Source organism: Sphingomonas canadensis (assembly GCF_026013525.1).
Taxonomy (GTDB): Bacteria; Pseudomonadota; Alphaproteobacteria; order Sphingomonadales; family Sphingomonadaceae; genus Sphingomonas; species Sphingomonas canadensis.
In genome coordinates this window covers 315748-341743 of the sequence record NZ_JAPDRA010000004.1, presented here as the reverse complement: position 1 = coordinate 341743, position 25996 = coordinate 315748, and the positions used below count along the sequence as shown (strand labels likewise).

Annotated in this window: 34 protein-coding genes; 24 read left to right on the top strand and 10 right to left on the bottom strand. The window is 69.1% G+C overall.

Annotated elements, in window-relative coordinates; all coding sequences use genetic code 11:
* The first annotated feature begins 12 nt into the window (after window positions 1-12).
* From OM513_RS11335 to OM513_RS11315, 5 genes are all read left to right on the top strand, one after another.
* Window positions 13-504, top strand: a complete 492-nt coding sequence (locus tag OM513_RS11335) for a VOC family protein (RefSeq protein ID WP_264944366.1) — start codon at window positions 13-15, stop codon at window positions 502-504.
* Between the two features lie 89 nt (window positions 505-593).
* Entirely contained in the window at window positions 594-953 is a 360-nt protein-coding gene (locus tag OM513_RS11330) for a DUF1428 domain-containing protein (RefSeq protein WP_264944364.1), read from the top strand.
* A 47-nt stretch (window positions 954-1000) separates the two neighbouring features.
* Entirely contained in the window at window positions 1001-1786 is a 786-nt protein-coding gene (locus tag OM513_RS11325; protein WP_264944363.1) for a VOC family protein, read from the top strand.
* Between the two features lie 13 nt (window positions 1787-1799).
* A complete protein-coding gene (locus tag OM513_RS11320) occupies window positions 1800-2255 on the top strand; it encodes an SRPBCC family protein (RefSeq protein WP_380916315.1) in 456 nt (151 codons plus the stop codon).
* A 7-nt stretch (window positions 2256-2262) separates the two neighbouring features.
* Entirely contained in the window at window positions 2263-2922 is a 660-nt protein-coding gene (locus OM513_RS11315) for a dihydrofolate reductase family protein (protein ID WP_264944359.1), read from the top strand.
* A 122-nt stretch (window positions 2923-3044) separates the two neighbouring features.
* On the opposite strand, the gene OM513_RS11310 is transcribed toward OM513_RS11315, so the two are convergent.
* On the bottom strand, window positions 3045-3656 hold the full coding sequence (locus OM513_RS11310; protein WP_264944358.1) for a J domain-containing protein: 612 nt from the start codon (window positions 3654-3656) through the stop codon (window positions 3045-3047).
* A gap of 45 nt (window positions 3657-3701) precedes the next feature.
* On the opposite strand from OM513_RS11310, the gene OM513_RS11305 reads away from it, so the two are divergent.
* From OM513_RS11305 to OM513_RS11270, 8 genes are all read left to right on the top strand, one after another.
* The gene (locus OM513_RS11305; protein WP_264944357.1) at window positions 3702-3989 is read left to right on the top strand and encodes a BolA family protein; all 288 of its coding nucleotides are present in this window, start codon (window positions 3702-3704) and stop codon (window positions 3987-3989) included.
* Window positions 3986-4423, top strand: coding sequence for an NUDIX hydrolase (locus tag OM513_RS11300; protein ID WP_264944356.1), 438 nt, complete (start codon window positions 3986-3988; stop codon window positions 4421-4423). Before OM513_RS11305 ends, OM513_RS11300 begins: the two co-directional genes overlap by 4 nt.
* Complete coding sequence (locus OM513_RS11295; RefSeq protein WP_264944355.1) at window positions 4420-5319, top strand: pirin family protein; 900 nt, start codon at window positions 4420-4422, stop codon at window positions 5317-5319. Before OM513_RS11300 ends, OM513_RS11295 begins: the two co-directional genes overlap by 4 nt.
* Window positions 5320-5552: 233 nt before the next feature.
* Complete coding sequence (locus OM513_RS11290) at window positions 5553-6449, top strand: SPFH domain-containing protein (RefSeq protein ID WP_264944353.1); 897 nt, start codon at window positions 5553-5555, stop codon at window positions 6447-6449.
* 11 nt (window positions 6450-6460) lie between these two features.
* The gene (locus OM513_RS11285; RefSeq protein ID WP_264944352.1) at window positions 6461-6673 is read left to right on the top strand and encodes a toxin-antitoxin system HicB family antitoxin; all 213 of its coding nucleotides are present in this window, start codon (window positions 6461-6463) and stop codon (window positions 6671-6673) included.
* Window positions 6673-6939 carry a hypothetical protein gene (locus OM513_RS11280; RefSeq protein WP_264944350.1) on the top strand — a complete coding sequence of 89 codons (267 nt, stop codon included), beginning with the start codon at window positions 6673-6675 and terminating at the stop codon, window positions 6937-6939. The genes OM513_RS11285 and OM513_RS11280 overlap by 1 nt, the downstream gene beginning before the upstream one ends.
* A 113-nt stretch (window positions 6940-7052) precedes the next feature.
* Complete coding sequence (locus OM513_RS11275) at window positions 7053-7331, top strand: hypothetical protein (RefSeq protein WP_264944349.1); 279 nt, start codon at window positions 7053-7055, stop codon at window positions 7329-7331.
* Window positions 7328-8278 (top strand): alpha/beta hydrolase, encoded by a 951-nt coding sequence (locus OM513_RS11270; protein ID WP_264944347.1) that lies wholly within the window; start codon window positions 7328-7330, stop codon window positions 8276-8278. Before OM513_RS11275 ends, OM513_RS11270 begins: the two co-directional genes overlap by 4 nt.
* On the opposite strand, the gene OM513_RS11265 is transcribed toward OM513_RS11270, so the two are convergent.
* Entirely contained in the window at window positions 8275-9129 is an 855-nt protein-coding gene (locus OM513_RS11265) for a S1/P1 nuclease (protein ID WP_264944346.1), read from the bottom strand. The two genes, OM513_RS11270 and OM513_RS11265, sit on opposite strands and share 4 nt — an antisense overlap.
* 83 nt (window positions 9130-9212) lie before the next feature.
* Here OM513_RS11265 and OM513_RS11260 point away from each other — a divergent pair, with 83 nt between their 5' ends.
* Entirely contained in the window at window positions 9213-10451 is a 1239-nt protein-coding gene (locus OM513_RS11260) for a phospholipase D-like domain-containing protein (RefSeq protein ID WP_264944345.1), read from the top strand.
* On the top strand, window positions 10448-10840 hold the full coding sequence (locus OM513_RS11255; protein WP_264944344.1) for a LytR/AlgR family response regulator transcription factor: 393 nt from the start codon (window positions 10448-10450) through the stop codon (window positions 10838-10840). Before OM513_RS11260 ends, OM513_RS11255 begins: the two co-directional genes overlap by 4 nt.
* Here OM513_RS11255 and OM513_RS11250 read toward each other — a convergent pair.
* Window positions 10781-11992 (bottom strand): acyltransferase family protein, encoded by a 1212-nt coding sequence (locus tag OM513_RS11250; protein ID WP_264944343.1) that lies wholly within the window; start codon window positions 11990-11992, stop codon window positions 10781-10783. The two genes, OM513_RS11255 and OM513_RS11250, sit on opposite strands and share 60 nt — an antisense overlap.
* Before the next feature lie 97 nt (window positions 11993-12089).
* On the opposite strand from OM513_RS11250, the gene ispG reads away from it, so the two are divergent.
* Genes ispG through OM513_RS11220 form a run of 6 tightly spaced genes read left to right on the top strand, consistent with a single transcriptional unit; the run spans window position 12090 to window position 15680 of the window.
* Complete coding sequence (gene ispG, locus OM513_RS11245) at window positions 12090-13214, top strand: flavodoxin-dependent (E)-4-hydroxy-3-methylbut-2-enyl-diphosphate synthase (protein WP_264944342.1); 1125 nt, start codon at window positions 12090-12092, stop codon at window positions 13212-13214.
* A 28-nt stretch (window positions 13215-13242) separates the two neighbouring features.
* Window positions 13243-13557, top strand: a complete 315-nt coding sequence (locus OM513_RS11240) for a hypothetical protein (RefSeq protein WP_264944341.1) — start codon at window positions 13243-13245, stop codon at window positions 13555-13557.
* 47 nt (window positions 13558-13604) lie between these two features.
* Window positions 13605-14507: a DMT family transporter gene (locus OM513_RS11235; RefSeq protein WP_264944340.1), complete on the top strand. Its 903-nt coding sequence runs from the start codon at window positions 13605-13607 to the stop codon at window positions 14505-14507.
* Window positions 14504-14995, top strand: coding sequence for a GNAT family N-acetyltransferase (locus tag OM513_RS11230; RefSeq protein WP_264944339.1), 492 nt, complete (start codon window positions 14504-14506; stop codon window positions 14993-14995). The genes OM513_RS11235 and OM513_RS11230 overlap by 4 nt, the downstream gene beginning before the upstream one ends.
* Window positions 14995-15315, top strand: a complete 321-nt coding sequence (locus OM513_RS11225; protein ID WP_264944338.1) for a DMT family transporter — start codon at window positions 14995-14997, stop codon at window positions 15313-15315. Before OM513_RS11230 ends, OM513_RS11225 begins: the two co-directional genes overlap by 1 nt.
* Entirely contained in the window at window positions 15315-15680 is a 366-nt protein-coding gene (locus tag OM513_RS11220; protein WP_264944337.1) for a TfoX/Sxy family protein, read from the top strand. Before OM513_RS11225 ends, OM513_RS11220 begins: the two co-directional genes overlap by 1 nt.
* A 149-nt stretch (window positions 15681-15829) precedes the next feature.
* Here OM513_RS11220 and OM513_RS11215 read toward each other — a convergent pair whose 3' ends face one another.
* The 4 genes from OM513_RS11215 to OM513_RS11200 form a co-directional block, all read right to left on the bottom strand.
* On the bottom strand, window positions 15830-16477 hold the full coding sequence (locus OM513_RS11215; protein WP_264944335.1) for a DUF1345 domain-containing protein: 648 nt from the start codon (window positions 16475-16477) through the stop codon (window positions 15830-15832).
* Between the two features lie 150 nt (window positions 16478-16627).
* Window positions 16628-17260, bottom strand: a complete 633-nt coding sequence (locus OM513_RS11210) for a hypothetical protein (protein WP_264944334.1) — start codon at window positions 17258-17260, stop codon at window positions 16628-16630.
* Window positions 17261-17298: 38 nt separating this feature from the next.
* Entirely contained in the window at window positions 17299-17841 is a 543-nt protein-coding gene (gene ppa, locus OM513_RS11205; RefSeq protein ID WP_264944332.1) for an inorganic diphosphatase, read from the bottom strand.
* Between the two features lie 32 nt (window positions 17842-17873).
* Window positions 17874-19775 carry a M61 family metallopeptidase gene (locus tag OM513_RS11200; protein WP_264944331.1) on the bottom strand — a complete coding sequence of 634 codons (1902 nt, stop codon included), beginning with the start codon at window positions 19773-19775 and terminating at the stop codon, window positions 17874-17876.
* A 137-nt stretch (window positions 19776-19912) separates the two neighbouring features.
* On the opposite strand from OM513_RS11200, the gene OM513_RS11195 reads away from it, so the two are divergent.
* Window positions 19913-21232 (top strand): methyltransferase family protein, encoded by a 1320-nt coding sequence (locus OM513_RS11195; RefSeq protein ID WP_264944330.1) that lies wholly within the window; start codon window positions 19913-19915, stop codon window positions 21230-21232.
* Here the strand turns inward: OM513_RS11195 and OM513_RS11190 are convergent.
* Together OM513_RS11190 and OM513_RS11185 are read right to left on the bottom strand one after the other, a co-directional pair.
* The gene (locus OM513_RS11190; RefSeq protein ID WP_264944328.1) at window positions 21211-22584 is read right to left on the bottom strand and encodes a glutamate--cysteine ligase; all 1374 of its coding nucleotides are present in this window, start codon (window positions 22582-22584) and stop codon (window positions 21211-21213) included. The two genes, OM513_RS11195 and OM513_RS11190, sit on opposite strands and share 22 nt — an antisense overlap.
* Window positions 22585-22672: 88 nt before the next feature.
* Window positions 22673-23416 carry a 16S rRNA (uracil(1498)-N(3))-methyltransferase gene (locus OM513_RS11185; protein ID WP_264944327.1) on the bottom strand — a complete coding sequence of 248 codons (744 nt, stop codon included), beginning with the start codon at window positions 23414-23416 and terminating at the stop codon, window positions 22673-22675.
* Between the two features lie 47 nt (window positions 23417-23463).
* Here OM513_RS11185 and OM513_RS11180 point away from each other — a divergent pair, with 47 nt between their 5' ends.
* A complete protein-coding gene (locus OM513_RS11180) occupies window positions 23464-24477 on the top strand; it encodes an SDR family oxidoreductase (RefSeq protein ID WP_264944325.1) in 1014 nt (337 codons plus the stop codon).
* A 41-nt stretch (window positions 24478-24518) separates the two neighbouring features.
* On the opposite strand, the gene OM513_RS11175 is transcribed toward OM513_RS11180, so the two are convergent.
* Entirely contained in the window at window positions 24519-24920 is a 402-nt protein-coding gene (locus tag OM513_RS11175) for a DUF2147 domain-containing protein (RefSeq protein WP_264944323.1), read from the bottom strand.
* 132 nt (window positions 24921-25052) lie between these two features.
* Here OM513_RS11175 and ubiA point away from each other — a divergent pair, with 132 nt between their 5' ends.
* The gene (gene ubiA, locus OM513_RS11170; protein ID WP_264944401.1) at window positions 25053-25967 is read left to right on the top strand and encodes a 4-hydroxybenzoate octaprenyltransferase; all 915 of its coding nucleotides are present in this window, start codon (window positions 25053-25055) and stop codon (window positions 25965-25967) included.
* The last annotated feature ends 29 nt before the right edge of the window (window positions 25968-25996 follow it).

Here is a 25996-nt window from a genome sequence, read left to right as displayed (position 1 = left end):
AGGGAGGTTCCGATGGAAAAGATCACCCCCGTACTCTGGTATGACATGGCGGCAGAGGAAGCCGCCGTCTTCTACACCACGCTGTTGCCCGACAGCCGCGTCGATCGCGTGATCCGCGCGCCGTCCGACAATCCCAGCGGTGCCGAGGGATCGCCGCTGGTCGTCGATTTCACGCTCGCGGGGCGCAAATATGCCGCGCTGAACGGCGGGCCGCTGTTCAAGCCCAACGAGTCGGTGTCGTTCCAGATCCTGACCGACGACCAGGCCGAGACCGATCGGCTGTGGGACGCGATCACCGGCAACGGCGGCGTGGAGAGCATGTGCGGCTGGTGCAAGGATCGCTGGGGCTTTTCCTGGCAGATCACGCCGCGCCGCCTGATCGATCTGATCACCGATGCCGATCCGGACCGTGCCCGCCGCGCCAGCCAGGCGATGCTGAAGATGCGCCGCATCGACATCGCGACGATCGAGGCGGCAGCGGACGGAGCGCCCTCCGTCGCGTGAAACAACGTGTGTAACTTTCGTGGAACATCGCGTGGAACGATCGTGGAACGCGCGTGGAACGGGCAGGCGGAAGCAGGGAGAGCGTTGAGATGACCTATGTGGACGGTTTCGTCGCGCCGGTGCGCGTGGAGAACAAGCAAGCCTATATCGAGATGGCGGCCAAGGCCGCGCCGATCTTTCGCGAACATGGCGCGCTGCGCATTGTCGAATGCTGGGGCCATGACGTGCCGCGCGGCAAGACCACCGATTTCTTCATGGCGGTGAAGGCGGAGGAGGGCGAGAATGTCGTCTTTTCCTGGATCACCTGGCCATCGAAGGAGGTGCGCGACGCCGGCTGGGCGAAGGTGATGGCGGACGAGCGCATGAAGCCGCCGGCCGAAATGCCCTTCGACGGCAAGCGCATGTTCTGGGGCGGCTTCGAGACGATGGTGGACGAAGGCGAGGGCTGATCCTCCTCGGGCGCACCCGGCCCGGAGGAATCCAAAGGAGAGCGACCATGGGCAATCCGCACGGAACCCCGATCTGGTACGAACTGCTGACGAGCGATCCCGATGCCGCCGCGGCCTTTTACGGCGATGTCGTCGGCTGGACCTGCGCCGGTTTCGGCGGAACGGCGGGCGGCGATGCCGATGGCTATCGCGTGTTCACGGCGCCCGATGGCGAGGGTGTCGGCGGGCTGATGCGGCTTCCGCCGCCGATGGCGGGACAGGGGCCGGTCTGGCTCTTCTATATCGGCGTGGACGATGTGGACGCGGCCGCGGCGAAAGTCGCGGCGGGCGGCGGGGCGGTACACATGCCGCCCACCACGCTGGAGGGCGTCGGCCGCCTGGCGATGGTGACCGATCCGGGCGGCGCGGCCTTCTATCTGATGCGCGGCGCCAGTCCGGAGGCCAGCACTGCGTTCAAGCGGATGGCGCCCGGCCATGGCGAGTGGAACGAGCTCTACGCCCCCGACGATCAGGCCGCGCTCGCCTTCTACGCCGAACAGTTCGGCTGGACGAAGGAAGGCGCGATGCCGATGGGCGAGATGGGCGAATACAGTTTCCTGGGCCATGACGGCGGCATGATCGGCGCGGTGATGAAGGCCCCGCCGGGCGAGCGCCCGCGCTGGAACCATTTCTTCCGCACCGGCCAGATCGACGCGGCGAAGGCGCGCGTAGAGGCGGGCGGCGGCACGGTGACCTGGGGTCCGCAAGAGGTGCCCGGCGGCGACTGGGTGATCTACGCCACCGATCCGCAGGGCGCCGCCTTCGGCCTGGTCGGCAACAAGGGGACGGAGTGACCGCATGAGCGAAATGCTTGAGCTTTCGGTGGAACGGCTGATGGACGCACCGGTCGAGGCGGTGTGGAAGGCCTATACCGACCATCTGGGCGAATGGTTCTGCCCGCCGCCGTGGCGCGCCGAGCCGACCGCGATGGACCTGCGCCCGGGCGGGCGGAGCGCGGTGACCATGTACGGCCCCAATGGAGAGGTGATGCCGCAGGAGGGCGTCTATCTGGAGGTGGTGCCGCTGCGCCGCATCGTCTTCACCGACGCCTTCACCGCCGGGTGGCAACCCGCCGGCCCCTTCATGCTCGGCTTCTTCGAGTTCGAGCCGCAGGGGGCGAAGACCTTCTACCGCGGCGGTGCGCGCCACTGGACCCAGGAGGCGCACGCACAGCACGAGGCGATGGGCTTCACCGAGGGCTGGGGCAAGGTGGCCGAGCAATGGGAGGCGGTCGCGAAGCGGATTGCCGCCGCCGGGGCCTGAGGGGGCCGTGCGCAGGATCATCGGCGCCGCCTTCGTCTCGATCGACGGGGTGATGCAGGCGCCTGGCGGACCGGACGAGGACCGCACGGGCGGCTTCGCCCATGGCGGCTGGGTGTTCGCGGCAGGCGACGAGGCGGTCGACGAAACCGTCGCCACGCTGTTCCAGCGGCCGTTCGACCTGCTGCTGGGGCGGCGGACCTGGGAGATATTCGCGGCCTATTGGCCCTATCAGTCCGACGATTACTGGATCACCCCGGCCTTCCGGAACTGCCGCAAATATGCGCTCTCCCACGGCGCCCTGCCCGGCGAATGGGAGGGGAGCGAACGGCTTCCCGATCTGGACGCGCTGGCGGCGGTGAAGGCGGGGGAGGGGCCGGACCTGGTGATCCAGGGCAGCGCGACGCTCTATCCGCAGTTGCTCGCACGCGGGATGATCGACCGGCTGATCCTGACGACCGCGCCCCTGCTGCTCGGCACCGGCAAGCGGCTGTTCGGTGCAGGGACGCCCGCGGGCGCGTGGAAGCTGGCGGAGCATCGCCTGGGCAGCGGCGGCTGCTCGGTCACCACGCTGGAACCCGACGGGCCGGTGAAGCCCGGCAGCTTCGTCCAGTCCGATCCCTCCCCCGCCGAGATCGCCCGCCGCGAACGCTGGGCGCGGGAGGGGTAGGCAATTCGCCCTTCGCCCTGAACCCGTCGAAGGGCCGCTGGCCGCAAGCCGTTTGCCTGTGGATGGCGCCCTTCGACGGGCTCAGGGTGAACGGATTTCCCTGTCGGCCACCGGTGTGAAGCTTACGCGAAGGCCGGGGCGGCCTTCAGTTGCTGATAGGCGGCGATCACCTTTTGGAGCTCGTCTTCCTTGCTGCGGTCGCCGCCGTTGCGATCGGGGTGGTATTTGCGGACCAGTTCCGAATAGCGTTTGCGCAGCGCCGTGCGATCCGCGTCCACCTCCAGGCCTAGCTGGCGCAGCGCGTCGCGGTCCCTGCCCGACAGCGGGCGGCCGTCCTTGCGCTCCTGCGGCATCGCGTGGCGGAAGCGTGCGCCGATCGCGTCGAGCGGATCGGCGAAATCGGCCCAGCGCGGCGGCCGGTCCGCGCCGCCGTTGGCGCTGAAGGCGCGCGTCTCGCGCTCCCATCCGGCGAAGGGGCGTTGCGCGTCATGGATCTCGTCGGGGCTCATGCCCTTGAAATAGTTGTAGCCCGCGTTGAACGCGCGGACGTGATCCAGGCACAGCCAGCGATACTGGCCCGGCCCGTCGATCGACGGGCGCCCGCCATCGGCCGCCGGCGCGCGGAATTCGCCCGGCCGGTCGCATCCCGGCTCGGCGCACAGCCGCCCCTGTGCCTCCACGCGGCCGTGGAAACGGGCATTGGGCCGGTCTTTCCTCGGATGGCGGTCCGCCACGGTTACTCCGCTTTCTCCCTCGAACAATCGCCCTATATAGGCGCGATGCACGAACCCGCTACCGGCCCGCTGGCCAGCCTGATCGCCGCCCGTCTCGCCGCCGCGCTCGCCCCGTCGCAGCTTCAGGTCGTCAACGACAGCGCGCAGCATCGGGGCCATCTGGGCGACGACGGGACAGGCGAATCGCACTTCACCGTGATCGTGGAGAGCGCGGCGTTCGCGGGGCTGAACCGCGTCGCGCGCCAGCGGCTGGTGAACAAGGCGCTGGCCGATCTGCTCGCCACGCGCATACACGCGCTGGCGATCCGCGCGACCGCCCCGGGCGAGGCATGAGCAGGCGCGCGGAAAGGCCCGCCGCGCGCATCCTGCTGATCGATGCGGCGGATCGGGTGCTGCTGTTCCGCTTCGTGCCCGATGACCGGCCGCCCTTCTGGGTGACGCCCGGCGGCGCGGCCGATCCGGGCGAGAGCTTCGCCGAGGCCGCCCGGCGCGAGCTGCGCGAGGAGACGGGGCTCGACCTGGATTGCGGGCCGGAGGTCCATCGCCGCGTCGTGGAGTTCGTGACGCTGGAGAATGTGCCGGTGACGGCAGACGAGCGCTATTTCCTTATCCGTTCGGACAATTGCGCGATCGATCCCAGCGGGCATACCGAGCTGGAGCGCCGCGTGATGCAGGAATGGCGCTGGTTCACGCGCGAGGAGATCGCGGAGTGGCACGAACCGATCTTTCCCGTGGAACTGCACCTGCTGCTGGAGGAAGTCGCATGAACGACGAACTGGTGATCCAGACGATCGCGCCGGCCACCCACGATCTGGGCGGGTTCAAGGTCCACCGCACGCTGCCGTCGAAGCCGCGGACGATGGTGGGGCCGTTCGTGTTCTTCGACCAGATGGGGCCGGCGCATCTGGAGACGGGCACCGGCATCGACGTCCGCCCGCATCCGCACATCAACCTGGCGACGGTGACCTATCTGTTCGCGGGCGCGATCGATCATCGCGATTCGCTGGGCACCTTCGCCACGATCGAGCCGGGGGCGGTGAACCTGATGACGGCGGGCCATGGCATCGTCCATTCGGAACGCTCGCCCGCTTCCGAGCGCGCCAGGGGGCCGGAGCTTTCGGGCATCCAGACCTGGCTGGCGCTGCCCGAACGCTTCGAGGAGATGGACCCGGCGTTCGAGCATGTGCCCGCCGCCGCGCTGCCCGTGGTCGATTGCGCGGGGGCCAAGGCGCGCGTGATCATGGGCAGCCTGTGGGGCGCCGCGGCGCCGACCACCACCTATGCCGGGACGATCTATGCCGACATCCTGCTCGCGGCGGGCGGTGCCGTGCCGGTGGACGCGGAGGCTGACGAGCGCGCGATCTACCTCGCCTATGGCGACGCGGCGATCGACGGGATGAAGCTGGAGCCCTCCACCCTCTATGTGCTGCGGCCCGGCATCGCCGCGACGCTGCGTTCGGAGGCGGGCGGGCGCGTGATGCTGTGCGGCGGGGAGGCCTTTGCGACGCCGCGCCATGTGTGGTGGAACTTCGTCTCGTCCAGCCGCGACCGTATCAACGAGGCCAAGGAACGCTGGAAGGCGGACGAATTCCCCAAGGTGCCCGGGGACGAGCAGGAGTTCATCCCCATCCCCGAGGTGCCGAAGACGGTCAGCTACCCGTAAGCGCGATCCTCCCCCAGCGGGGGAGGTGGCCCGCGCAGCGTTCCGGAATGGGAGGAATCACGCCGCTTCGTTCCGGCGTCCTCCCCCCTTTACCGCGTTCCGCGGCGTTCCTCCCTCTGGCGGGGAGGGATAGGCGCGCTCGCCCTCCGCTCTCCCCGGCGACGCATTCCGATTGCGCTTGCGACTCGCCTCTAATTTATATAAATACGATATCATCATTTCGGGAGGCAAAGATGACCGACTTTTCCGCGCCGGCGCTGCGTCAGAGCAGTGAGACCCCCGCGCGCACCATGAGCGGCTATGTCGCGCTGCTGCTGGCGATCGCCGCGCTCGCGGTGGTGGCGACGTTTGTTCCGCAGGTTGGGGATAACACGCCGTTGGCGGTAGCCATGGTGATCGGCGGCACGCTGGTGTTCACCTTCCTGATCATCGGCTTTTACCTGCTCCAGCCCAATCAGGCGGCGGTGATCCTGATGTTCGGCGATTATCGCGGCACCGATCGCACCACCGGCCTGCGCTGGACCTGGCCGTGGATGATCAAGAAAAAGGTCTCCGTCCGCGCCAACAACATCATCTCCGAGAAGATCAAGGTGAACGATCTGCGCGGCAACCCGATCGAGATGGCGGCCCAGGTGGTGTGGCGCGTGACCGATACGGCCCAGGCGCTGTTCGACGTCGACGATTACAAGGCGTTCGTGGTCGTGCAGATCGAGGCGGCGGTGCGCACCATCGGCTCGCGCTACCCCTATGACGATTTCGAGCATCAGGAGGTTACGCTGCGCGGCAACCACGATCAGGTGGGCGTCGAGCTTCGCCAGGAGCTGATCGCGCGGCTGACGGTGGCGGGCATCACCGTGGACGAATGCGGCTTCACCCACCTGGCTTATGCGCAGGAGATCGCGGGCGCGATGCTGCGGCGCCAACAGGCGCAGGCGGTGGTCGCCGCGCGCAAGACGCTGGTCGAGGGCGCCGTCGGCATGGTCGAGCTCGCGCTGGAGCAGCTCAGCGCCAAGGACGTGGTCCATCTGGACGACGAGCGCCGCGCCGCGATGGTATCGAACCTGATGGTCGTGCTGTGCGGCGAGCGTGACACGCAGCCCGTCGTGAACACCGGTTCGCTCTATCAGTAAGGGGCGATCCGGTGGCCGATGCTCCGCAGAAGAAGGCGTTCCCGTTGCGCATCGATCCCGCGCTCTATGCGGCGATCGAGCGCAGCGCCGCCACCGACCTGCGCAGCGTCAACGCCCAGGTGGAATGCCTGCTGCGTGAAGCGCTGTCGCGGCGCGGGGTGAAGCTGGCCGATCCGGTGCGCCCCAAAAGGGGCAGGCCGCCCCGGCAACAGGAGGATAGCTGATGCAGGAAAAACCCTGGTTCGTGCGCCGCGGCTCCGGCTGGTGCATGTCGGTCCGCCCCTCGGCGCCCGCCGGCTGGCTGATCACCACCGCCTATTCGCTGGCGATGACGCTGATGGCGTTCTTCATCGAGCGGTTCGAGGGGCATCTCGCCGTATGGTTCGTCCTCGTGGGTGCGGCGACCGTGCTGTTCGTCACCGCCGCGTGCCGCCTTTCGGTTCCGGCGCCGCCGGGATCGCGCGGATGCGGCGGCGGCGGTATCTATTGAGACAGGGAGCACAGGATCATGTTCATCGCCTTCTACGCCGATCGCCGGCACCTGCCGTGGCTGGGCGGCGGCTTCGCGCTCATCGCGCTGATCGGCCTGGGGTTGCTCGCGTCATGAGCGGGCGGCAGGCGCAGGGCCGCGGCCGCGTGCGCCCCGGCTATTGGTTCCGGCCCAAGCTCTACGGGCTGGGCGCTACACCGGCGACCTGGCAGGGCTGGGTGCTGACTGCCGCGCTGGCGGCAATCGCCATCGCCGTGGCCCGGCTGGCCGAGGCACGCGGGGCGGCACTGCTGGTGCTGCTCGTGCCGTTGATCGCCGGGTTCATCTGGCTGGTCCATGCCAAGACCGACGGCGCGTGGCGCTGGCGCTGGGGTCCGGGAGGCGGCCGGTGATCGGCGCGATCCTAGCCATGGCGCTGGCCGCCGCCGCGCCGGGTCCGGCGACCGCGGAGGTTACCGCGCCCGGTCCGCAAGGGCCGCTCGCCGGCACCGCGATCGACGCGGGGCCGGGCGCACCGGTGGTGCTGATCGTCCCCGGATCGGGGCCTACCGACCGTGACGGCAACAACCCGCTGGGCGTAACCGCCGCGCCATACCGGCTGCTGGCCGAGGCGCTGGCGGCGCGCGGCATCTCCAGCGTGCGGATCGACAAGCGCGGCATGTTCGGCAGCAAGGCGGCGGTGGCCGATGCCAACGCCGTCACCGTGTCCGACTATTCCGCCGATGTGCATGCCTGGGTCGCCGCGATCCGCGCGCGCAGCGGCGTGCCCTGCGTGTGGCTGATCGGCCATAGCGAGGGCGGGCTGGTGGTGCTGCAGTCCGCGCAGAGCGCCGAGGGGATCTGCGGCGTCGTCACGCTTGCGGCGGCCGGGCGCCCGCTCGGTGACGTGATGCGCGACCAGTTTCGCGCCAACCCGGCGAACGCGCCGATCCTGGAGCCCGCGCTCGCCGCGATCGAATCGCTGGAATATGGCAACCGCGTCGATCCGGCCGATCTGCCGCCCGCGCTGCTGAGCGTCTTCGCGCCGCAGGTGCAGGGCTTCCTGATCGACCTGTTCGCGTGGGACCCGCGCCAGCTCTCCGCATCCAGCCCGGTGCCGCTGCTGATCGTCCAGGGGGATCGCGACATCCAGATCGGGGTCAGCGATGCCGAGGGGCTGAAGGCCGCGGCCCCGGAGGCGCGGCTCGCGGTGCTGCCCGGGGTCACCCATGTCCTGAAGCTGGCAACGGCGCCGGGCTTCGCGGGCAGCCTGGCGACCTATTCCGATCCCTCGCTGCCGGTCGCGCCAGGCGTGGTGGACGCGGTGGCGGATTTCGTCACCGGCAAGGCGGCTCCTTAGCCCCGCCCGCCCAGCGCCTCGTCCAGCAGCCGGGCGAGGCGCAGTCCGGCGTGGACCACCAGCGTGCGGACCGGCGGGATCAGCCGCCGGATCTCGGCCTCGCCGACGCGGACGGTCTGCGGGTCCGGGCCGCACGGATCGCCGCCCTTGGCGCCGGCATAGGCCAGGTCGCGTGCGGCGGCCCAGCTCTCGCGGCTCCAGTCGGCGAGCGTCCCCGCCTGGATCGCGCGGCGCCTGGCGGCCGGATAGCGGCGCACCAGCCCTGGCGGCGTGGAGATCGCGCGCTCGGCCAGCAGGCCGTCCCAGACGAAGTGGAGGTTGGTGCGCGGGCCATCGCCGCCGCCGTAGAAGGCGGGGAGGGTGAAGCCGCCGCGATCGTGATCGTCGCCCGCGTGGAGCGGCTGGTGCAGGTCGGCGGTCAGATGGATCAAGAACAACAGCGCCTCCACCCGTGCGCGCAGCGGCGCATGCCGGTCCTTCAGCGTCGCCATGTCGCGTGCGATCCGCGCCGACACGCAATTGCCGTCCGCGCAAGGCGCGGCGAGGTCGAACGGGCGGCAGATGTCGACGTCCTGGAAATGCCAGGCGTCGGGATGGAGATAGCGCGGCTCGCGCTTCTTCACGCAATCGGCCCAGCGGCTCGCCTCCGCCATGGTGCGCGCGGGGCATTGCGGCGTCCCCATCAGCGCGCTGCGGGCCAGCAGCCGATCGACCGCGCGGCGCGTGGCAGGGGCGATGTTGCGCTGGGCGATGGCGGCCACGGTCTCGTGCCCGTAGTCCCACCAGGCATGGGCGGGCGCCGCGGCGCAGAGCCCCGCGATCATCGCAACCATCGCCACCAGCCGCTTCATCGCTATCCTCCGGGCGTCACGCGCCTTGCATTAATCGCCGATAGCGAGGATGCCGATAGCATTCACGTGCAGGCGGGTGGCGTATGACGATTGGCGGTGCTGTGGCGAAATCGATCGGCCGGGCGGCCTTTGCGCTGGCGGCGCTGCTGCTGGCGTTGCCGATGGGCGCGGCGCAGGCGCAGTTCACCATCCCCGGGTTCGAGCTGATCCATGACTCGCCAGCCGAGACCGATCTGCCCAACCCGGACCTGCGCGACGCGACCACCGTCTGGGTCGAGATGTTCCGCGCGGCGAAGCGCAGCATCGACATCGAGCAATTCTACGTCTCCGGCGCGCCCGGCGAGCCGCTCGACAGCGTGATCGCGGCGCTTGAGGACGCGGGCAAGCGCGGCGTGAAGATCCGCTTCCTGATGGAGGAGAAGGGCCAGTCCGCCGCCGACGCCGCCACGATCGAGCGGCTGAAGGCGATCCCGAACCTGGAGTTCCGGATGCTCAACTGGGCCAAGGTGAAGGGCTCCGGGATCATCCACGCCAAATTCTTCATCGTCGACGGCAAGGCCGCGTTCGTGGGCAGCCACAATTTCGACTGGCGCGCGCTGAAGCATATCGACGAGACCGGGCTGCGCATCACCCAGCGCAAGATGGTGGGCCAGATCGCCGCGATCTTCGCGCATGACTGGGGCGCGGCCGCGTTGCAGGCGGAGGGCAAGCCGGTGCCGGCGCTGCGCAGCGCAGTTTATGCCCCCACGGGCGGCAGAGCCTTCCTGGTCGCCAGCCCCAACGCCTTCGATCCCGCGGGCGTGCGCGATTCGCAGGCGGCGCTGGTCAAGCTGATCGGCGAGGCGAAGCGCGAGGTGACCGTCCAGGTGATGGAATATTCCGTCCGCGCGTTCGGCGGCGGCGATTACAAGGTGATCGAGGATGCGTTGCGCGCCGCCGCCGCCCGCGGGGCCAAGGTGCGGCTGCTGATCGCCGATTGGGCGATGCGGCCGGACAATTTGCCGCTGCTGGAGGCGTTCGACGCGCTGCCGAATGTCGAGGTCCGCGTGATGGCGATCCCGCCGGCCTCCACCGGCTTCATCCCCTATGCCCGCGTCAGCCATACCAAGGTGATGACGATCGACGGCAAGCTCGCCTGGGTCGGCACCAGCAACTGGCAGGGCGGCTATCTCGACGATTCGCGCAACCTGGAGGTGGTGCTGCGCAGCCGCAAGATGGCGCAACGGGTGCGCGCGATCACCGATCAGGCGTGGAACTCGCCCTACAGCAAGCCCTTTGCCGAGGCGAAGCTGATCCCGCGGCCCAAGACGCGGCCGGATTGATCGCGCGGCGCGGCTTCGCGGGGCTGGTGCGGCGGCTGCTGGCGCGGCCTGCTCCTGCCATGGCCGATGTTGCGGAGCCCGGCGTGCTGCTGGTGCCGGACGGCGGCGTCATCCATCGCGTGTCCGTGGCGGAGATCGATTGGGCGGCGGCGGCAGGCAATTATGTGGAGATCGGCTGGGGCACGCGAACGCTGCTCCACCGCGCAACGCTGGCAGGGCTGGAGGCGCGGCTGGGCCGGGGCTTCGCGCGCATCCATCGCGGGCGGCTGGTGCGGCGCGCGGCGGTGGCGAAGGTGGAGACCGGCCGCAGCGGCGATTTCACCGTGACGCTAACCGGCGGCCAGTCGCTTCGCGGCAGCAGGCGGTTTCGCGCGAGGCTGGGCGGATAGGCCGATCAGCGGCCGCAGCCAGCGGATGCGCCGGCCCAGCAGGTAGAAGGCGGTTCCCGCGGCCAGCGTGCCCGCCAGCAGCATCGCGAACAGCGCCAGCGCGGAAGGCTGCAGCGGCATCGCATACCATACGATCAGCACGATCACCGGATGATGGATGATGTAGAAGGGGAACACCGCCTCGGCCAGCGTCGCGCGCCACGGGTGATCGTGGTTCAGCAGCGCCTGGGCGAACTGGAACATCACCAGGATCATCGCCCAGGCCATGGTGATGCGCGCGGCACGGTCCAGCGCCATGGTGGCGTGGCCGATCGGCGTGCTGCCGGGATAGAAGACCTCGATGAGGGCATCGACCGCGCCGGCCGCCAGCGCGGTCGCCAGTGCGGGCTTCCACAGCCGGCCGCTCACCGGCCACAGCCGCTCCGTGCCGCCCATCATGAAGCCGAACAGGAAGCAGGGCATGTACAGCGCATGGCCGGTCCAGTCGGTCACCAGCCCCTGGCGCTCCGCGATCAGGAACATCAGCGACAGCTTGGCCCACACCAGCGCCGCCACCGGCACCCACAACAGCCGCGGGCCGCGCGTGAACCACGCCGCAAGCTGATCGAACGCCGCGAACAGCCGGTCGCCGCGCCACGCGATCGCCGCCCCCAGCAGCATCGTGTAGAAGGCGAGATAGGCCAGGAACCACAGATGCTCCCAGCTCGGGAACTCATGGCTCCAGAACTGGCCCCAGCGCAGATAGTCGTGCAACCAGAAATAGAGATAGCCGTTCGGATAGCCGTGCTCGCGCACCAGCACCCACATCTCGGGCGGCACGATCACCGCCATGCCGAACGCCAGCGGGATCAGCAGCCGCTTGGCGCGTGATCGCAGGAAGGCGTCGTTGCGGCCGGACTTGGCGAACAGGTGGCGCGAGGCATAGCCGGACACCGCGAACAGCAGCGGCAGCCGCCATGGAGTGACCAGCGCCATCGGCACGATCAGCTCCGGAAAGGCATAGGGGACGTGGATCACCCAGGCCCAGGGCGCGAACACCATGCCGATGTGATAGAGGATCAGGAGCCCGAACGCGCCGATGCGCAGCCAGTCTAGCCCATAGTGGCGCTGGCCGGATGCAATGCTGGCGCTGGTCCCTGCCTCCTCGCTCAAGCCGACGACCCTGTGTCCGCGCGTGCGCCTTTCGCCGCGCGGCTGGGCGGGCTATAGGGCAGGTCGCGTAAGCAAAGCGTTAGCGAGCCCCCGAATCATGTCCGTACGCCCCTGGCGCGATATCGCGCGCCGTCAAAGCCGCCAGATCATGGTCGGCAGTGTTCCCGTCGGCGGCGATGCCCCGGTGACGGTGCAGACGATGACCAACACCGCGACGTCCGACGCGCGCGCGACGATCGACCAGATCCGCCGCTGCGAGGATGCGGGCGTGGACATCATCCGCGTCTCCTGCCCCGATGTGGAGAGCACCGCGGCGCTCAAGCAGATCGTCCGCGCCGCGCGCGTGCCGATCGTCGCCGACATCCATTTTCACTACAAGCGCGCGCTGGAAGCGGCGGACGCGGGCGCGGCGTGCCTGCGCATCAACCCCGGCAACATCGGCTCTGCCGAGCGCGTGAACGAGGTGGTCAACGCCGCCAAGGCGAACGGCTGTGCGATCCGCATCGGCGTCAACGCGGGCAGCCTCGAAAAGGACCTGCTGGAAAAATACGGCGAGCCTTGTCCGGAGGCGCTGGTCGAAAGCGCGCTCGATCATATCAAGCTGCTCCAGGACCGCGATTTCCACGAATTCAAGGTGGCGGTGAAGGCGTCGGACGTGTTCCTGGCCGTCGCCGCGTATCAGCAGCTTGCCGAAGCGGTGGATTGCCCGCTGCACCTGGGCATCACCGAGGCGGGCGGCTTCGTCGGCGGTACGGTGAAATCGGCGATCGGCATCGGATCCCTGCTGTGGTTCGGCATCGGCGACACGATCCGCGTCAGCCTGTCGGCGGAACCCGAGGAAGAGGTGCGCGTCGGCTTCGAGATCCTGAAGGCGCTGGGCATCCGCAACCGCGGCGTGCGCGTGGTCTCCTGCCCGAGCTGCGCGCGCCAGGGCTTCGACGTGATCCGCACCGTTCAGGCGCTGGAGGAGCGGCTCCAGCATATCCGCACGCCGATGAGCCTCTCGGTGCTCGGCTGCGTCGTCAACGGCCCCGGCGAGGCGCGCGAGACCGACATCGGCATCACCGGCGGCGGCGCGGGCAAGCACATGGTCTATCTGTCGGGCGTGACCGATCATCATGTGAACGACGCCGACATGATCGAGCATATCGTGGGGCTGGTGGAAGCCAAGGCGGCCGAGATCGAGGCCGCGAACGCCGCCGCGGTTCAGGCCGCGGAATGATCGCCGCCCCCGCCGCGCGCCGCTGATCATGGCGGCGCCGGCCCCAGTCGCGGTCCTTGGCGACACGCTGACCTTCACGGTGGCGCTGTTCGCGGCGCGATACCTGCTGCTGTGGCGGCTGGGGCATATGCCGCGCGCGCGATGGGCGGCGCGATGGGTGCGGCGCATCGCGGTGGTGGTGATCCTGTTGCCGGTGCTGCGGCTGTTCTCGCTCACCGGCATGCGGCCGGAGGCGGCGGGGCAGCTCTGGGGCCTGGGGCTGATGCTGCTGGGCGCGGGCGGGCTGGCGCTGGTGGCCGACGCCTGGATCGAGCAGCAGTTGCTGGCACGGCCCCGGCGCTGAGCGGCGCACTGGCGCAAGCGCCGCCGGGGCGCTACCGCCCCGCGATCATGTCCGCGCGCGCCACCCCCGCCATCGCCTTTGCCGCAGGCACCCTCGGCATCGCGCTATTCTCCGCGATGGATGCGCTGATGAAGGGCATGACCATCGCGATGGGCGTGTACAACGCGATGCTGTGGCGTTTCGGCGCGATCTTCGTGATGAGCGCGATCGTCCATTTCGCGCGGCGCCCGAAACGGCCCGGCCGTGCCGCGATGCGCATCCACCTGATCCGCGGGCTGGTGACGGTGGTGATGTCGATGCTGTTCTTCTGGGGCCTGGCCTATGTGCCGATGGCCCAGGCGATCACGCTGACCTATATCGCGCCGCTGCTCGCGCTGTATCTGGCGGCGGTGCTGCTGAAGGAGCGGATCGGCGGCGCGGTGATCGGCGCGTCGCTGCTGGCGTGCGCGGGGGTGGGCGTGATCCTGCTGGGCCAGACGCGCGCGGAGATGGGCGATATGGCGTTGCTGGGCACCGTCGCCATCATCGGATCGGCGATCTGCTATTCGTGGAACATCATCCTGATGCGCCAGCAGGCGCTGGTGGCGGACCCGGCGGAGATCGCCTTCTTCCAGAGCATGATCGTCGGCGGCACGCTGGCGCTGGCGGCGCCGTGGCTGGGGGCGATGCTGCCCGCGGACCAGATCGCGCCGACGCTGCTCGCCGCGGTGCTGGCCACCGTGTCGCTGTTCCTGCTCTCCTGGGCCTATGCGCGGGCGGAGGCGCATTATCTGGCGCCCACCGAATATACCTCGTTCGTCTGGGCCGCGCTGCTCGGCTGGCTGGTGTTCGGCGAGCATGTTTCCTTCTACACGCTGGCGGGCGCGGGGCTGATCGTGGCGGCATGCCTGATCGCCGCGCGCCGCAAGCCCGAAACCATGACCCACGAAGCCGAGGCCGCCCTTCCATGACCGCCGCAACGATCGCCGTCCGCCCCGCCGCGCCCGAGGATGTGGCGCTGATCCTGCGCTTCGTGCGCGAACTGGCCGAATATGAGCGCGAACCCGACGCCGTTGCCGCAACCGTGCCGATGCTGCACGAGGCGCTGTTCGGCGCAAAGCCGCACGCGGAGGCGGTGATCGCCGAGGCGGATGGCGTCCCCCAGGGCTTCGCCCTGTTCTTCCACAATTTCTCGACCTGGACGGGCCGGCCGGGCCTGTATCTTGAGGATCTCTATGTAACCGATGCGGCACGCGGAAAGGGGCTGGGCAAGGCGCTGCTCAGGCATCTGGCCGGGGTCGCGCTCGATCGCGGATGCGCGCGCTTCGAATGGTCGGTGCTCGACTGGAATACGCCCGCGGTCGAATTCTATCGCGCGATGGGGGCGCAGGGCATGGACGAATGGACCGTCCAGCGCGTGACCGGCGAAGCGCTGGAGCGATTGGCGGGCCGCGCCTGATGGCCTGGGCGCTGCTGATCCTGGGCGGGTTGTTCGAGGTGGGGTTCACCACCTGCCTGCGCTTCGTCGACGGGTTTCGCAGCATCCCCTGGACGCTGGGCTTCCTGGTCTCGGTGGGCATCTCGATGACACTGCTGGAGCTGTCGGCGCGGACGATCCCGATGGGCACCGCCTATGCCGTTTGGGGCGGCATCGGCGCGGCGGGTACGGTGATCGTCGGCATCGCCTTCTTCGGCGATTCGGCCAGCCCGGCGCGGCTGGCGCTGCTGCTGGGGCTGATCGGCTGCATCGTGGGCCTGCGGCTGGTGGGGGAGGGCTGATGGCGATCGACACCGGGCTGGTCGAATGGGTGCGCGAGGCGCTGGAGCCCATGGGCAGCGTGACGATGCGGCCGATGATGGGCGCCGCCACGCTCTATTGCGACGGCGCGATCTTCGCGGTGGCCGACGATGGTGAGGTCTGGTTCAAGTCGGACGCGGAAGCCGACGCGATTTGGGACGCGGCCGGATGCGAACGCTTCACCATCACCGAGAAGGACGGGACGGTGGGCACGATGAACTATCGCCGCGCGCCCGCCGATGTGTACGACGATGCCGATGCGATGCGCGAATGGGGCGCCATCGCCATCGCCGCCGGCCTGCGCGCCGCCGCGAAGAAGAAGCCGCGCAAGAAGAAGGCGAAGTAGCCAGGGCATCGCGCCCGAAAATCAGAATCGGGTTGTTCGGCCGTTCGCGCTGAGCATGTCGAAGGGCGGCCATCCAAGGGCGTATCGCACGCGGTGAGATGCCCTTCGACGAGCTCAGGGCGAACGGGTCAGACGGGACGTGCGCGCCCCTAGCCGCCCAGCACGTTGATCGTGAACGCGATCACGCCCAGGTTGAACACGAACGCCGCCATGCAGTGAAAGGTCACGGCGCGGCGCATCGGCGTCTGGGTGACCGTCACGTCCGATGTCTGGAAGGTCATGCCCAGGCAGAAGGCGAAATAGACGAAGTCCGAATAATCGGGTTCCGGCGTTTCGGGAAAGGTCAGCCCGCCCGCGTCGCGCCCGTCGGCCTCGCGATAGAAGAGATGGGCATAGTGCAGCGTGTAGATCACATTGCTGAACACCCAGCTCAGCGCCAGCGTGCCGACGATCAGCGCCAGCTCCTGCGGGTGCCGTTCGCCCTGCTGCATCAGGATCGACGCGATCGCCGCCAGGATCACCAGCGATACCGCCCCCGTGATCAGCAGCAGCGTGGCGCGATTGGCGTCGTTGCGGCAGGCGGAGATCCGCATCCGCTCCGATTCGTGGCGCAGCAGCGGCAGGCAGGCGATCAGGAACAGCGCGGCCGCGCCGTCGAACGCCAGCATCAGCCCCATGCGCAGGCCGAATTGCGGATACAGCCAATAGCCGAGCCCGGCGAAGGCTGCGGCGAACAACAGGAAGCGCGGCGGCGCGATCAGGTTGCCGATGCTCCAGCGGTGCGTGCGCTTGCCCATCGCAACCTCCCGATGCGGAACAGCCCGGAGTCCGTCCGCCCTTGACGGAATCTGCCCCGGCCCGCTCCCCCATCTGGCCACCCAACGCCAGTATATTCTATGGGTGCCCGGGTGGGGGAGCGGGCTGGGGCCGCCCAAACAGGAGAGATTCTAGCGCCAGCCCTGCCGCAGCACCAGTGCGGGGCGGAAGGCGCCGGTGACGGCGGCCGCCAGCAGCGCCATCAGCGCCAGCGCGCTGCCGCCGATCATGTTGGGATTGAGCGGATCAGCCGCCAGCAGCACGGCGCTGAGCAACCCGCCCGCCGCGGCCACCGCGCCCGCGGCGCGGCCGGGAAGCGCGCCGCGCCATAGCAGCGCCGCGCCCAGCATCATCTCCGCCAGCGCGATCAGCGCGAACTTGGCGCGCACCATCGTGCCCAGCAGTGCGAAGGAGATCGCCCCGGGTTCCAGCGTTTCGAACAGCAGCAGGTTCTCGACCACGTCGGCGGCCGCCGCCGCGACGATCGCCGCCGATGCGGCCAGCGCCAGCGGCGGCGCCGCCCCGCGTACCGCCCGCGCCGTCAGCAGCACGAACAGCCCATAGGCGGGGATGAAGGCCAGCATGTCGAGCCACAGCCCGGATCGCTGCGCCCCGCGGCAGGCGGCGGCGGCGGTCAGCCGCGCCGCCTCTCCCGCATCGCGCGCGAACTCCAGCGACAGGACCGGTTCGGCCCCGCCGCTGGTGCCGCAGCTCGCCATTCCCGGAATCATCGCGAACCCGCGTGAGACGAGCAGCGCCGCCACGCCCACCGCCGCGGCGCGGCGCCAGGCGTGGAGGGCGTTCAGGCGGCTTCCTTCGCGCGCTTGGCCGCCTCGATCGCCTCGAGCACGATGCGGCGTGCCTCCTCCGCATCGCCCCATTCGCCGATGCGGACCCACTTCTCGGTCTCCAGGTCCTTGTAATGCTTGAAGAAGTGCTCGATCTGCTGGAGCACGATCGTCGGCAGATCCTGGCGCTCGCCCACGTCGGTGTAATAGGGGAAGGTGGTGTCCACCGGCACGCAGATCAGCTTTTCGTCGCCGCCATGCTCATCTTCCAGCTTCAGCACCGCGATCGGGCGCGCGCGCACGACGCAGCCCGGGATGAACGGCGAGCGCGCGATCACCAGCGCGTCGAGCGGATCGCCATCGGGCGACAGCGTGTGCGGCACGAAGCCATAGTTCGCCGGATAGCGCATCGGCGTGTGCAGGATCCGGTCGACGAACAGCGCGCCGGATTCCTTGTCGAATTCATACTTCACCGGCTCGCCGCCGGTCGGAACTTCGATGATGACGTTCAGGCTGTGCGGCGGGTTATCCCCCACCGGCACCATATCGATGCGCATGAATTCACTTCCTTAGTCTGGCGGAGTGCGCCTCAGCGTGGCGCTAGCAACCTGTCCAAGCCGGCCTCTCCCTCGCCGATCTTTTCGAGCCGCGGATAGCGCAGCCCTCCGCGATAGTCGATGGCCAGCTCGCGAATCCGGTCGCCGCTTTTGACGATCAGCTTCACCGGCTCTTTGGCGCGGATCGCGTCCTTCAGCCGGTCGGCGGTAAAGGCCATGCCGTTGACCGCGATCAGCTCGTCGCCCAGGTCCAGCCCGGCCTCGAACGCCGGACTGTCCCAGGTGACCGACGCGATGGCGCCGCCGCGGCCCAGCACCAGGCCGATCGAATAGCTGAGGTCGGTCTGGTTGCGGCGCTTGTCGTTGCTCTTGAACCAGGGCGTGGGCTCGTCGGTGTAGACCAGGCGATAGCCGTTGCCGGTCAGCCCGGCGAGCGGCGCGCGATCGCTCAGCCCCTCGGTCCGCTGTTTCAGGAAGGTCATCCAGTCATAGGGCACGATCGCGTTGAGGGTGCGGGCGACGTCCTCCATCTCGAAGGTGACGACGCCCCAGTCGCGATCGTTGATGCCCAGGAAGGCGCGGGCGAAATCGTCCATCGATTTCGTGCCGCCGCTTTTGGCTCGCAGGATCGAATCGGCCTCCAGCCAGATCAGCAGCCCCTCGTTGTAATAATCCTCGGACCGCTGCCAGCTCACCCAGGGCTTGGGCCGCCGCGCCGAAAGCACCGGGTCGAATCCGGTATCCGCCAGCGGGCGCCAGGTGCGCGCCGGCCGGTTGTCCAGCCCGGCGGCGATGGCGGCCAGCGCGTCCAGCGTCTCCTGCGTGCTGAACAGGCCCGAACGCGATCCGAGGACATAGCCCCAGAACTGGTCCAGCCCCTCATAGGCCCACAACAGCTCGCCGCGCATCGGCGTGCGGAAATCGGGGGTCCAGATGCCCGCGGGGCGGCGGAACTTGCCCGCCCAGCTATGGGTATATTCGTGGGGTAGCAGGTTGCGTTCGCCCGGCCCCGCGTCCCAATCGGTGAAATAGCCGGGATCGACCTGGTTCTCGGAGCTGCGGTGATGCTCCAGCCCGATTCCGCCCAGCTCGCTGGAGATGGCGAGCAGGAACTCATATTTGTCGAAATGCTGCGCGCCGAACAGCGCCTGGGCCTGGCGCACCAGCTCGCGGTGCTTCTCGATCTGTTCGGGCTTGGCCTCCAGCTCCTTGGGATCGTCGGCGAAGACGTTGAGGTCCACATCGGGCGAAAGCGCCCATTCGCGATACCAGCGGCCGGCGAACACGGGCGAATCGACCAGCGTGTCGTAATCGGTCTTCTGATAGCTGTAGGTCGCGCCGCTGGCTTTGGCGGGCAGGGCCGAAACCGCGGTCCACCCCTCCGGATAGCGAACCGTCGCCTGCACCGGGATGCGCCGCGTGAAATAGCCGGCCGGATAGAGGCTCATCGATTGCCACTGAAGGTTGAGCATCATCGGCGCCATCACGATGCGGCCCTGGTTGGATGCGGTGGCGGAGACGAACTGGAACTCAAGCTCCAGTTTCTTCGCGCCCGCAGGCACGTCGATGTGGAAGGCGAAGACCTCCACCGAATCGCGCCGCCAGGCCAGCTCCTTGCCGCCCGCGCGGATCTTCAGGCCGGTCAGCTTCTCGATCTGGCCGCGCGGGGCGTGGTTGCCGGGCAACCATTCGGGGAACAGCAGCACCATATGCCCGGCCTTCGCCACCGGGATCGCCTGCTTCACGCGGAAGATGCCGCGCTGGACGTCGGTGGCGTCGATATCCAGCGTCATCGTGCCGGGATAATCGGTGTTGCGCGCCTCCGGGATGCGGCTGTCGTACTCGCTGGGGTGGGGCAGCGAATTTTGGGTCTGGGCCAGCGCGGGGAGCGAGGGGGCGAGCAGCAGCGCTGCGAAAAGGGTTGCGCGGATCATCGGATGGGTAAGCCTGTACGCAAAGGATGGGATGCCCCAGTTAAGCGGCTGCGGCGGTGAAGGTAAACCCGTGGCGGGGCGAAACCTGCGGCGATCCTTTACGGCTCGCTAACCATTCCGGGCCTATCCCGGCGCGCATGTATCACGATCCCGCCCTGGCCCTTCAGGCAAAGGCCGATCCGCGCCCGGCCTCTGCGGTCAGCGGCATGGTGGGCTTCGCGGGGCTGGCGGGGATGGTGCTGTGGATCGCCGTGGCCCGCCGCTATGGCCTGGACGGCCCCTATTCGGCGCTGGTCAATGTGGCGGCGGTGGCGCTGCCGATGGTGCTGTGGTCGCTGTTCATCGATCGCGTCCACCGCAACCCTTCCACCGGGATAGACTGGGCGCTGCGGCGTCCGTGGCGCGAGAGCCTGGAGATCAGCCTTACCAAGCTGGCCGGGCTGTGGCTAACCTGGGGCGGCATCGCCGCCGTCTACGGCATCGGCCGTTTCTGGTGGACGGGCCAGCACGCCAACTTCCCGTTCGCCATGTGGTGTTTCGAAATGGCGGCGCCGTGGCTGTTCGCGGCCTCCATCCCCTATGTGCTGTGGCTCGACCGGCGGCTCGTCCAGCCGCGCGACGGCGCGTGGATGCTGGGCGCCTGGCTGATGGGATCGAAGGAACCGGTCGACCGCGAGGCGATCTGGAACCATCTGCGGAGCTGGGCGGTGAAGGGCTTCTTCCTGGCCTTCATGCTCGCCATTGTGCCGCCGGGCTTCGGCGAGTTCGTCCGCTGGGACCTGAGCGATACCTTCCGCGATCCGGTGGCGCTGACCAACTGGCTGATCACCTTCATGTTCGTGATCGACGTGGCCTTCGCGACGGCGGGCTACATCCTCACCCTCCGCCCGCTCGATTCGCATATCCGCAGCGCCAACCCCTATGCTGCGGGATGGACGGCGGCGCTGATCTGCTATCCGCCCTTCGTGCTGATGGGCGATGGCGGGCCGCTCGATTATCATCCGGGCACCGCCGAATGGACCTATTGGTTCGCGGGGCACGATTGGGTGCTCGCCGGGTTCGGCGTGGTGCTGGTGGCGCTGACGGGCATCTATGCCTGGGCGACGGTGGCGTTCGGGCTGCGCTTCTCGAACCTCACGCATCGCGGCGTGATGACGCATGGCCCCTATGCCTGGAGCCGCCACCCCGCCTATCTCAGCAAGAACCTGTTCTGGTGGGTATCGACTTTGCCCTTCCTGGCCACCACCGGAAGCTGGACCGACGCCGCGCGCAACAGCGCGATCCTGGCGATCGTCAGCGGCGTCTATTACTGGCGGGCCAAGACCGAGGAGCGGCATCTGGGCGCCGATCCGGCCTATCAGCAATATGACCGCTGGATGCGCGATCACGGCCCGGTGCCGCGCGCCTTCGCCCGGGCCAGGCAGGCGCTAACGGGTCAGAACCGCGCCTCGTCATAGATCGCGCAGGGATTGCCGCCCCACTCGCCGCGGTACTTGTCGAGCAGCACCGCTGCCGGGACCTTGCCGCTGCGCACGATCTCGCGCAGCGGGTCCAGGAAGCCGCTTTCATTGTCGCCTGCCGCGTTGAGCCGGCCGCGTGCGGTAAGGCCCGCGCCCGCGATGTCCAGCACCTCGCCCGCGATGTCCTTCAGCCTGCCGCCGCCGGGCAGCGGCGCATCCAGCGCCAGCTTCGGCACCGCGCTGCGCAGCGTCTCGCGGTCTTCCATCGACCAGTCCCTGACCAGGTCCCACGCCGCATCCAGCGCGCCCTGATCGTACAGCAGGCCGACCCACAGCGCGGGCAGCGCGCAGATCCGGTCCCACGGGCCGCCATCGGCGCCGCGCATCTCCAGGAAGGTCTTCAGCCGCACCTCGGGGAAGGCGGTGGAGAGATGATCGGCCCAGTCGTCGATCGTCGGCAGCTCGCCGGGCAGGGCCGGCAGTTCGCCCTTCAGGAAGTCGCGGAAGCTGAGCCCGGCCGCGTCGATGTAGCGGCCGTCGCGGTAGACGAAGTACATCGGCACATCGAGCGCATAGTCGGCATAGCGTTCGTATCCGAAGCCCTGTTCGAACACGAAGGGCAGCATGCCCGTGCGCGCCGGATCGGTATCCGACCAGATGTTGCTGCGGAAGCTGAGGAAGCCGTTGGGCTTGCGCTCGGTGAAGGGCGAATTGGCGAACAGCGCGGTGGCCAGCGGCTGGAGCGCCAGGCCGACGCGGAACTTCTTGGCCATGTCCGCTTCGGACGCATAATCCAGGTTCACCTGGATCGTGCAGGTGCGCAGCATCATGTCCAGCCCCAGGCTGCCGACGCGCGGCATGTGGCGCAGCATGATGGCGTAGCGGCCCTTGGGCATGACGGGCAGCTCTTCGCGCGTCTTGTCCGGCCACATGCCCAGGCCCAGGAAGCCCAGGCCCAGCTTTTCGCCCACCGCCTTCACCTGGTTCAGGTGGCGCCCGGTCTCGGCGCAGGTCTGGTGCAGGTTCTCCAGCGGGGCGCCCGAAAGCTCGAGCTGGCCCGCGGGCTCCAGGCTGACATTGCCGTCCGGCCCCGCCAGCGCAATGACGTTGCCGTTCTCCTCGACCGGCTTCCAGCCATATTCGGTAAGCGCCATCAGCAGGTCGCGGATGCCGCCCGGCTCGTCATAGGACGGCGCACGGCGGTCCCCGGTCCGGAACACGAATTTCTCATGCTCGGTGCCGATTCGCCAGCGTTCCGCCGGCTTCTCGCCGCGGGCGAAATAGTCAATCAATTGAGAGCGATGCTCGATGACGGGTGCGTCGCTGTCGGTGGCCGTCTTCGTGCTCATGCGCGGCTCCATACCGATCGGTAAAGAAAAGTGCCAGTGGGATCATTGGGGGTGCGCAGGTGCGGAAATGCGGCCGCCGGCGGCCCGCTCACCAGTCGCCCGCGGCGCCCATCCACAGCGCCACGGCGGCGGCGGCGGCCGTCTCCGCGCGCAGGATGCGGGGGCCCAGGCCGATCCCCACCGCCTGCGGCAGCGCGCGGATCGCCTCGCGCTCATCGGCATCGAATCCGCCCTCCGGACCGATCAGGATCGCAGCCGGCCCGGCATGCGCGGCGAAGGCGCGGGCCGCGGGCACGCCGCCGGTTTCGTCGGCGAAGAACAGCGCGCGCTCGGCCGGCCAGTCCTTCAGCAGCGCCGCCAGCTTCACCGGCCCGGCCAGTTCGGGCAGCGCGGTGCGGCCGCATTGCTCGGCCGCCTCGATCATGTGTGCGCGCAGCCTTTCCAGGTTCAGCCGGTCCACAACCGTCCGCCGCGTCAGCACCGGCACCAGCCGCGCGACGCCCAGCTCGCACGCCTTTTCCGCCACCCAGTCGATCCGGCCCTTCTTGATCGGCGCGGCGCACAGCCACAGGTCGGGCACCTCCTCGCGCGGGCGCAGCCGTTCGGCGATCTCCACGGTCAGGTCGCGCTTGCGCACCTCGCGCGCGATCGCCAGCCATTCGCCGCTGCGATCGTCGAACAGGCGGACGGGATCGTCCGCCTTCATCCGCATCACAGAGACCAGATAATGCGCCTGCGCGCCTTCGATGCGCAGCATCGCGCCCTGTTCCAGCGCGGCCTCGACGAACAGGCGCGGCGTCGAATCGGGCGGCCAGGCGGGCGTGGCGGGCATGGCGCCAGCCCTAGCCGCACGCTATCGTGGGCGCGAGGGGAATTGCCATGGCGGAAACGGTATTGGTCACGGGCGGCAGCGGCTACATCGCCGGCTGGTGCATCGTCGAGCTGCTGCGGCGCGGCTATACGGTCCGCACCACGCTGCGCAGCCTGTCTAAGGAGGCGGCGGTGCGCGCGGCGATCGCGGGCGAGGTGGACCCCGGCGGGCGGCTGAGCTTCTTCGCCGCCGAACTGACCAGCGCGGACGGCTGGGACGCGGCCGTGGCGGGGTGCGATTATGTGCTCCATGTCGCATCGCCGCTGGGCACGGGCGTGGTGAAGGACCCGGACGTGCTGATCGTCCCCGCGCGCGAAGGCACCATCCATGTGCTGCGCGCCGCGATCCGCGCGGGCGTGAAGCGCACGGTGCTCACCTCGTCGGTCGCCGCGGCGGGCGGCATCGGCACCGAGGAGGTGCGCGACGAGACGCACTGGACCGATCTTACGCGGCGCGGCGTCCACGCCTATCGCGAGGCGAAGACGATCGCCGAACGCGCCGCCTGGGAGCTGGTGGCGGCCGAGGGCGACGGCATGGAGCTGGCCACCGTGCTGCCCAGCATGGTGATCGGCCCGGTGCTGACGGCGGAGAATCTGGGATCGGTCCAGGTCGTGTCGCGCCTGCTGTCGGGCAAGCTGCCGGGAACGGCGCGGATCGGCTTCACGCTTACCGACGTGCGCGACGTGGCGGACCTGCACATCCGCGCGATGACGATGCCCCAGGCGGCGGGCGAGCGCTTCATCGCCGCAACCGGCTTTCGCTGGATGGCGGAGATCGCGCGTATCCTGCGCGAACGGCTCGGCCCGCGCGCCGCCAAGGTGCCCCGGCGCGGCATCCCGGACTGGGTGGTGCGGCTGATGTCGCTGTTCGATCCGGCGCTGCGCTATGTCACGCCCAGCCTGGGCCACAGCAACACCTACAGCTCCGCCAAGGCGCAGGAACTGCTCGGCTGGAAGCCCCGGCCCGTGGAGGACAGCATCGCCGATTGCGCCGAAAGCCTGATCGCAAAGGGCGCGGGATAGCGCGGGAAGCGTTCAGCCCGGCTGAAACAGGCGCCGGCGGATCAGAAGCGGTGCCAGTGCTGCGTCTTGCACAGCAGGCCCATCAGCGTGCAGCCCGAAACCTCGATCGTGCTGTCGTTCACCTGGCGGACGGTGGCGGTGCCATGGACGTTCGCGGCGGGCAGGAAGACCTTGCCCTGCCAGCTCCCGTCGCGCGCGCGCTTCAGCCCGGTCAGCAGTTGCGCGCCCAGCAGATCGCGGCCGCTGCCCTTGCGCGCCTTTTCGCGCTGCTTGTCCGCGGCCCAGGTCACGGTGCCGCACAGCGCGGGGCCGCATGCCTGAACCTTCAGGTGGATGCTGTTCTTCGTGTTGCGCCAATTGCCCTCCAGCCCCTGGGCGGGCGGCGGGGCCGCGGCGCCCAGCAGGGCGGCGCAAGCGATCGAGGCGAGTACGCGAATCACCATGGTCTCCAAGCAATCGTTTCGCAGTAGATCGGTGCGCCAGGCGCCCTTTCAAGGGCGATTTCATGGCGCAACTTGGCTGATCGCAAGCTGAACCTTGCCGCCGTGCGGCGCAAGGCGGTAGGGGCACGGCCTATGACGACGCCGGCCGATATCGTTCCCGATTCAGAACATCGCGGCCTGATCGGGCTGGTGCCCGCGCCGCTGCGCCCCTTCGCGCTGCTCGCCCGGTTCGATCGGCCGATCGGCTGGTGGCTGCTGTTCTGGCCGGGTGCCTGGGCGATCGCGCTTTCGGGCCGGGCGGTGGAACGATGGGACATGATCCTGTGGTTCCTGCTGGGCAGCATCGCGATGCGCGGCGCGGGCTGCGTCTACAATGACATCGTCGATCGCGACCTGGACCGGATGGTGGCCCGCACGCGCAGCCGCCCGCTCGCCAGCGGCGCGGTGAGCCTCAAGGCCGCCTGGGCCTGGCTGCTGGCGCTGTGCCTTGTCGGGCTGGTGGTGCTGGTCCAGCTCCGGCCGGTCGCGGCCGGGGTGGCGGTGGCCAGCCTGGCGCTGGTGGCGGCCTATCCCTTCATGAAGCGGATCACCTGGTGGCCGCAGGCATGGCTGGGGCTGGTCTTCTCCTGGGCCGCGCTGGTCGGCTGGGCGCAGGCGGAGGACGCGCCGATCGCGCCGGGGCTGCTGCTCTATGCCGGATCGATCCTGTGGGTGATCGGATACGACACCATCTATGCGCTGCAGGATGTGGACGATGACGCGCTGATCGGCGTGCGATCGTCCGCGCGGCGCCTGGGCAGCCGGGTGCGCGGCGGCGTGGCGCTATTCTATGCGCTGGCGGCCGCGCTGTGGGGCGCGGCGATCTGGCAGGTGCGGCCCGATCCGCTGGCGCTGGCGGCGCTGCTGCCCGCGGCGGCGCATCTGGGATGGCAGGTAGCGACGCTCGATCCGAAGGACGGGGCCGGCGCGCTCGCCCGGTTCCGTTCGAACCGGTTCGCGGGGCTGCTGGTGTTCGCCGCCTGCTTCGTTGTCGGCACCACTGCGTGATGCTACGGCTTTGACCTTCGCCGGGCGCA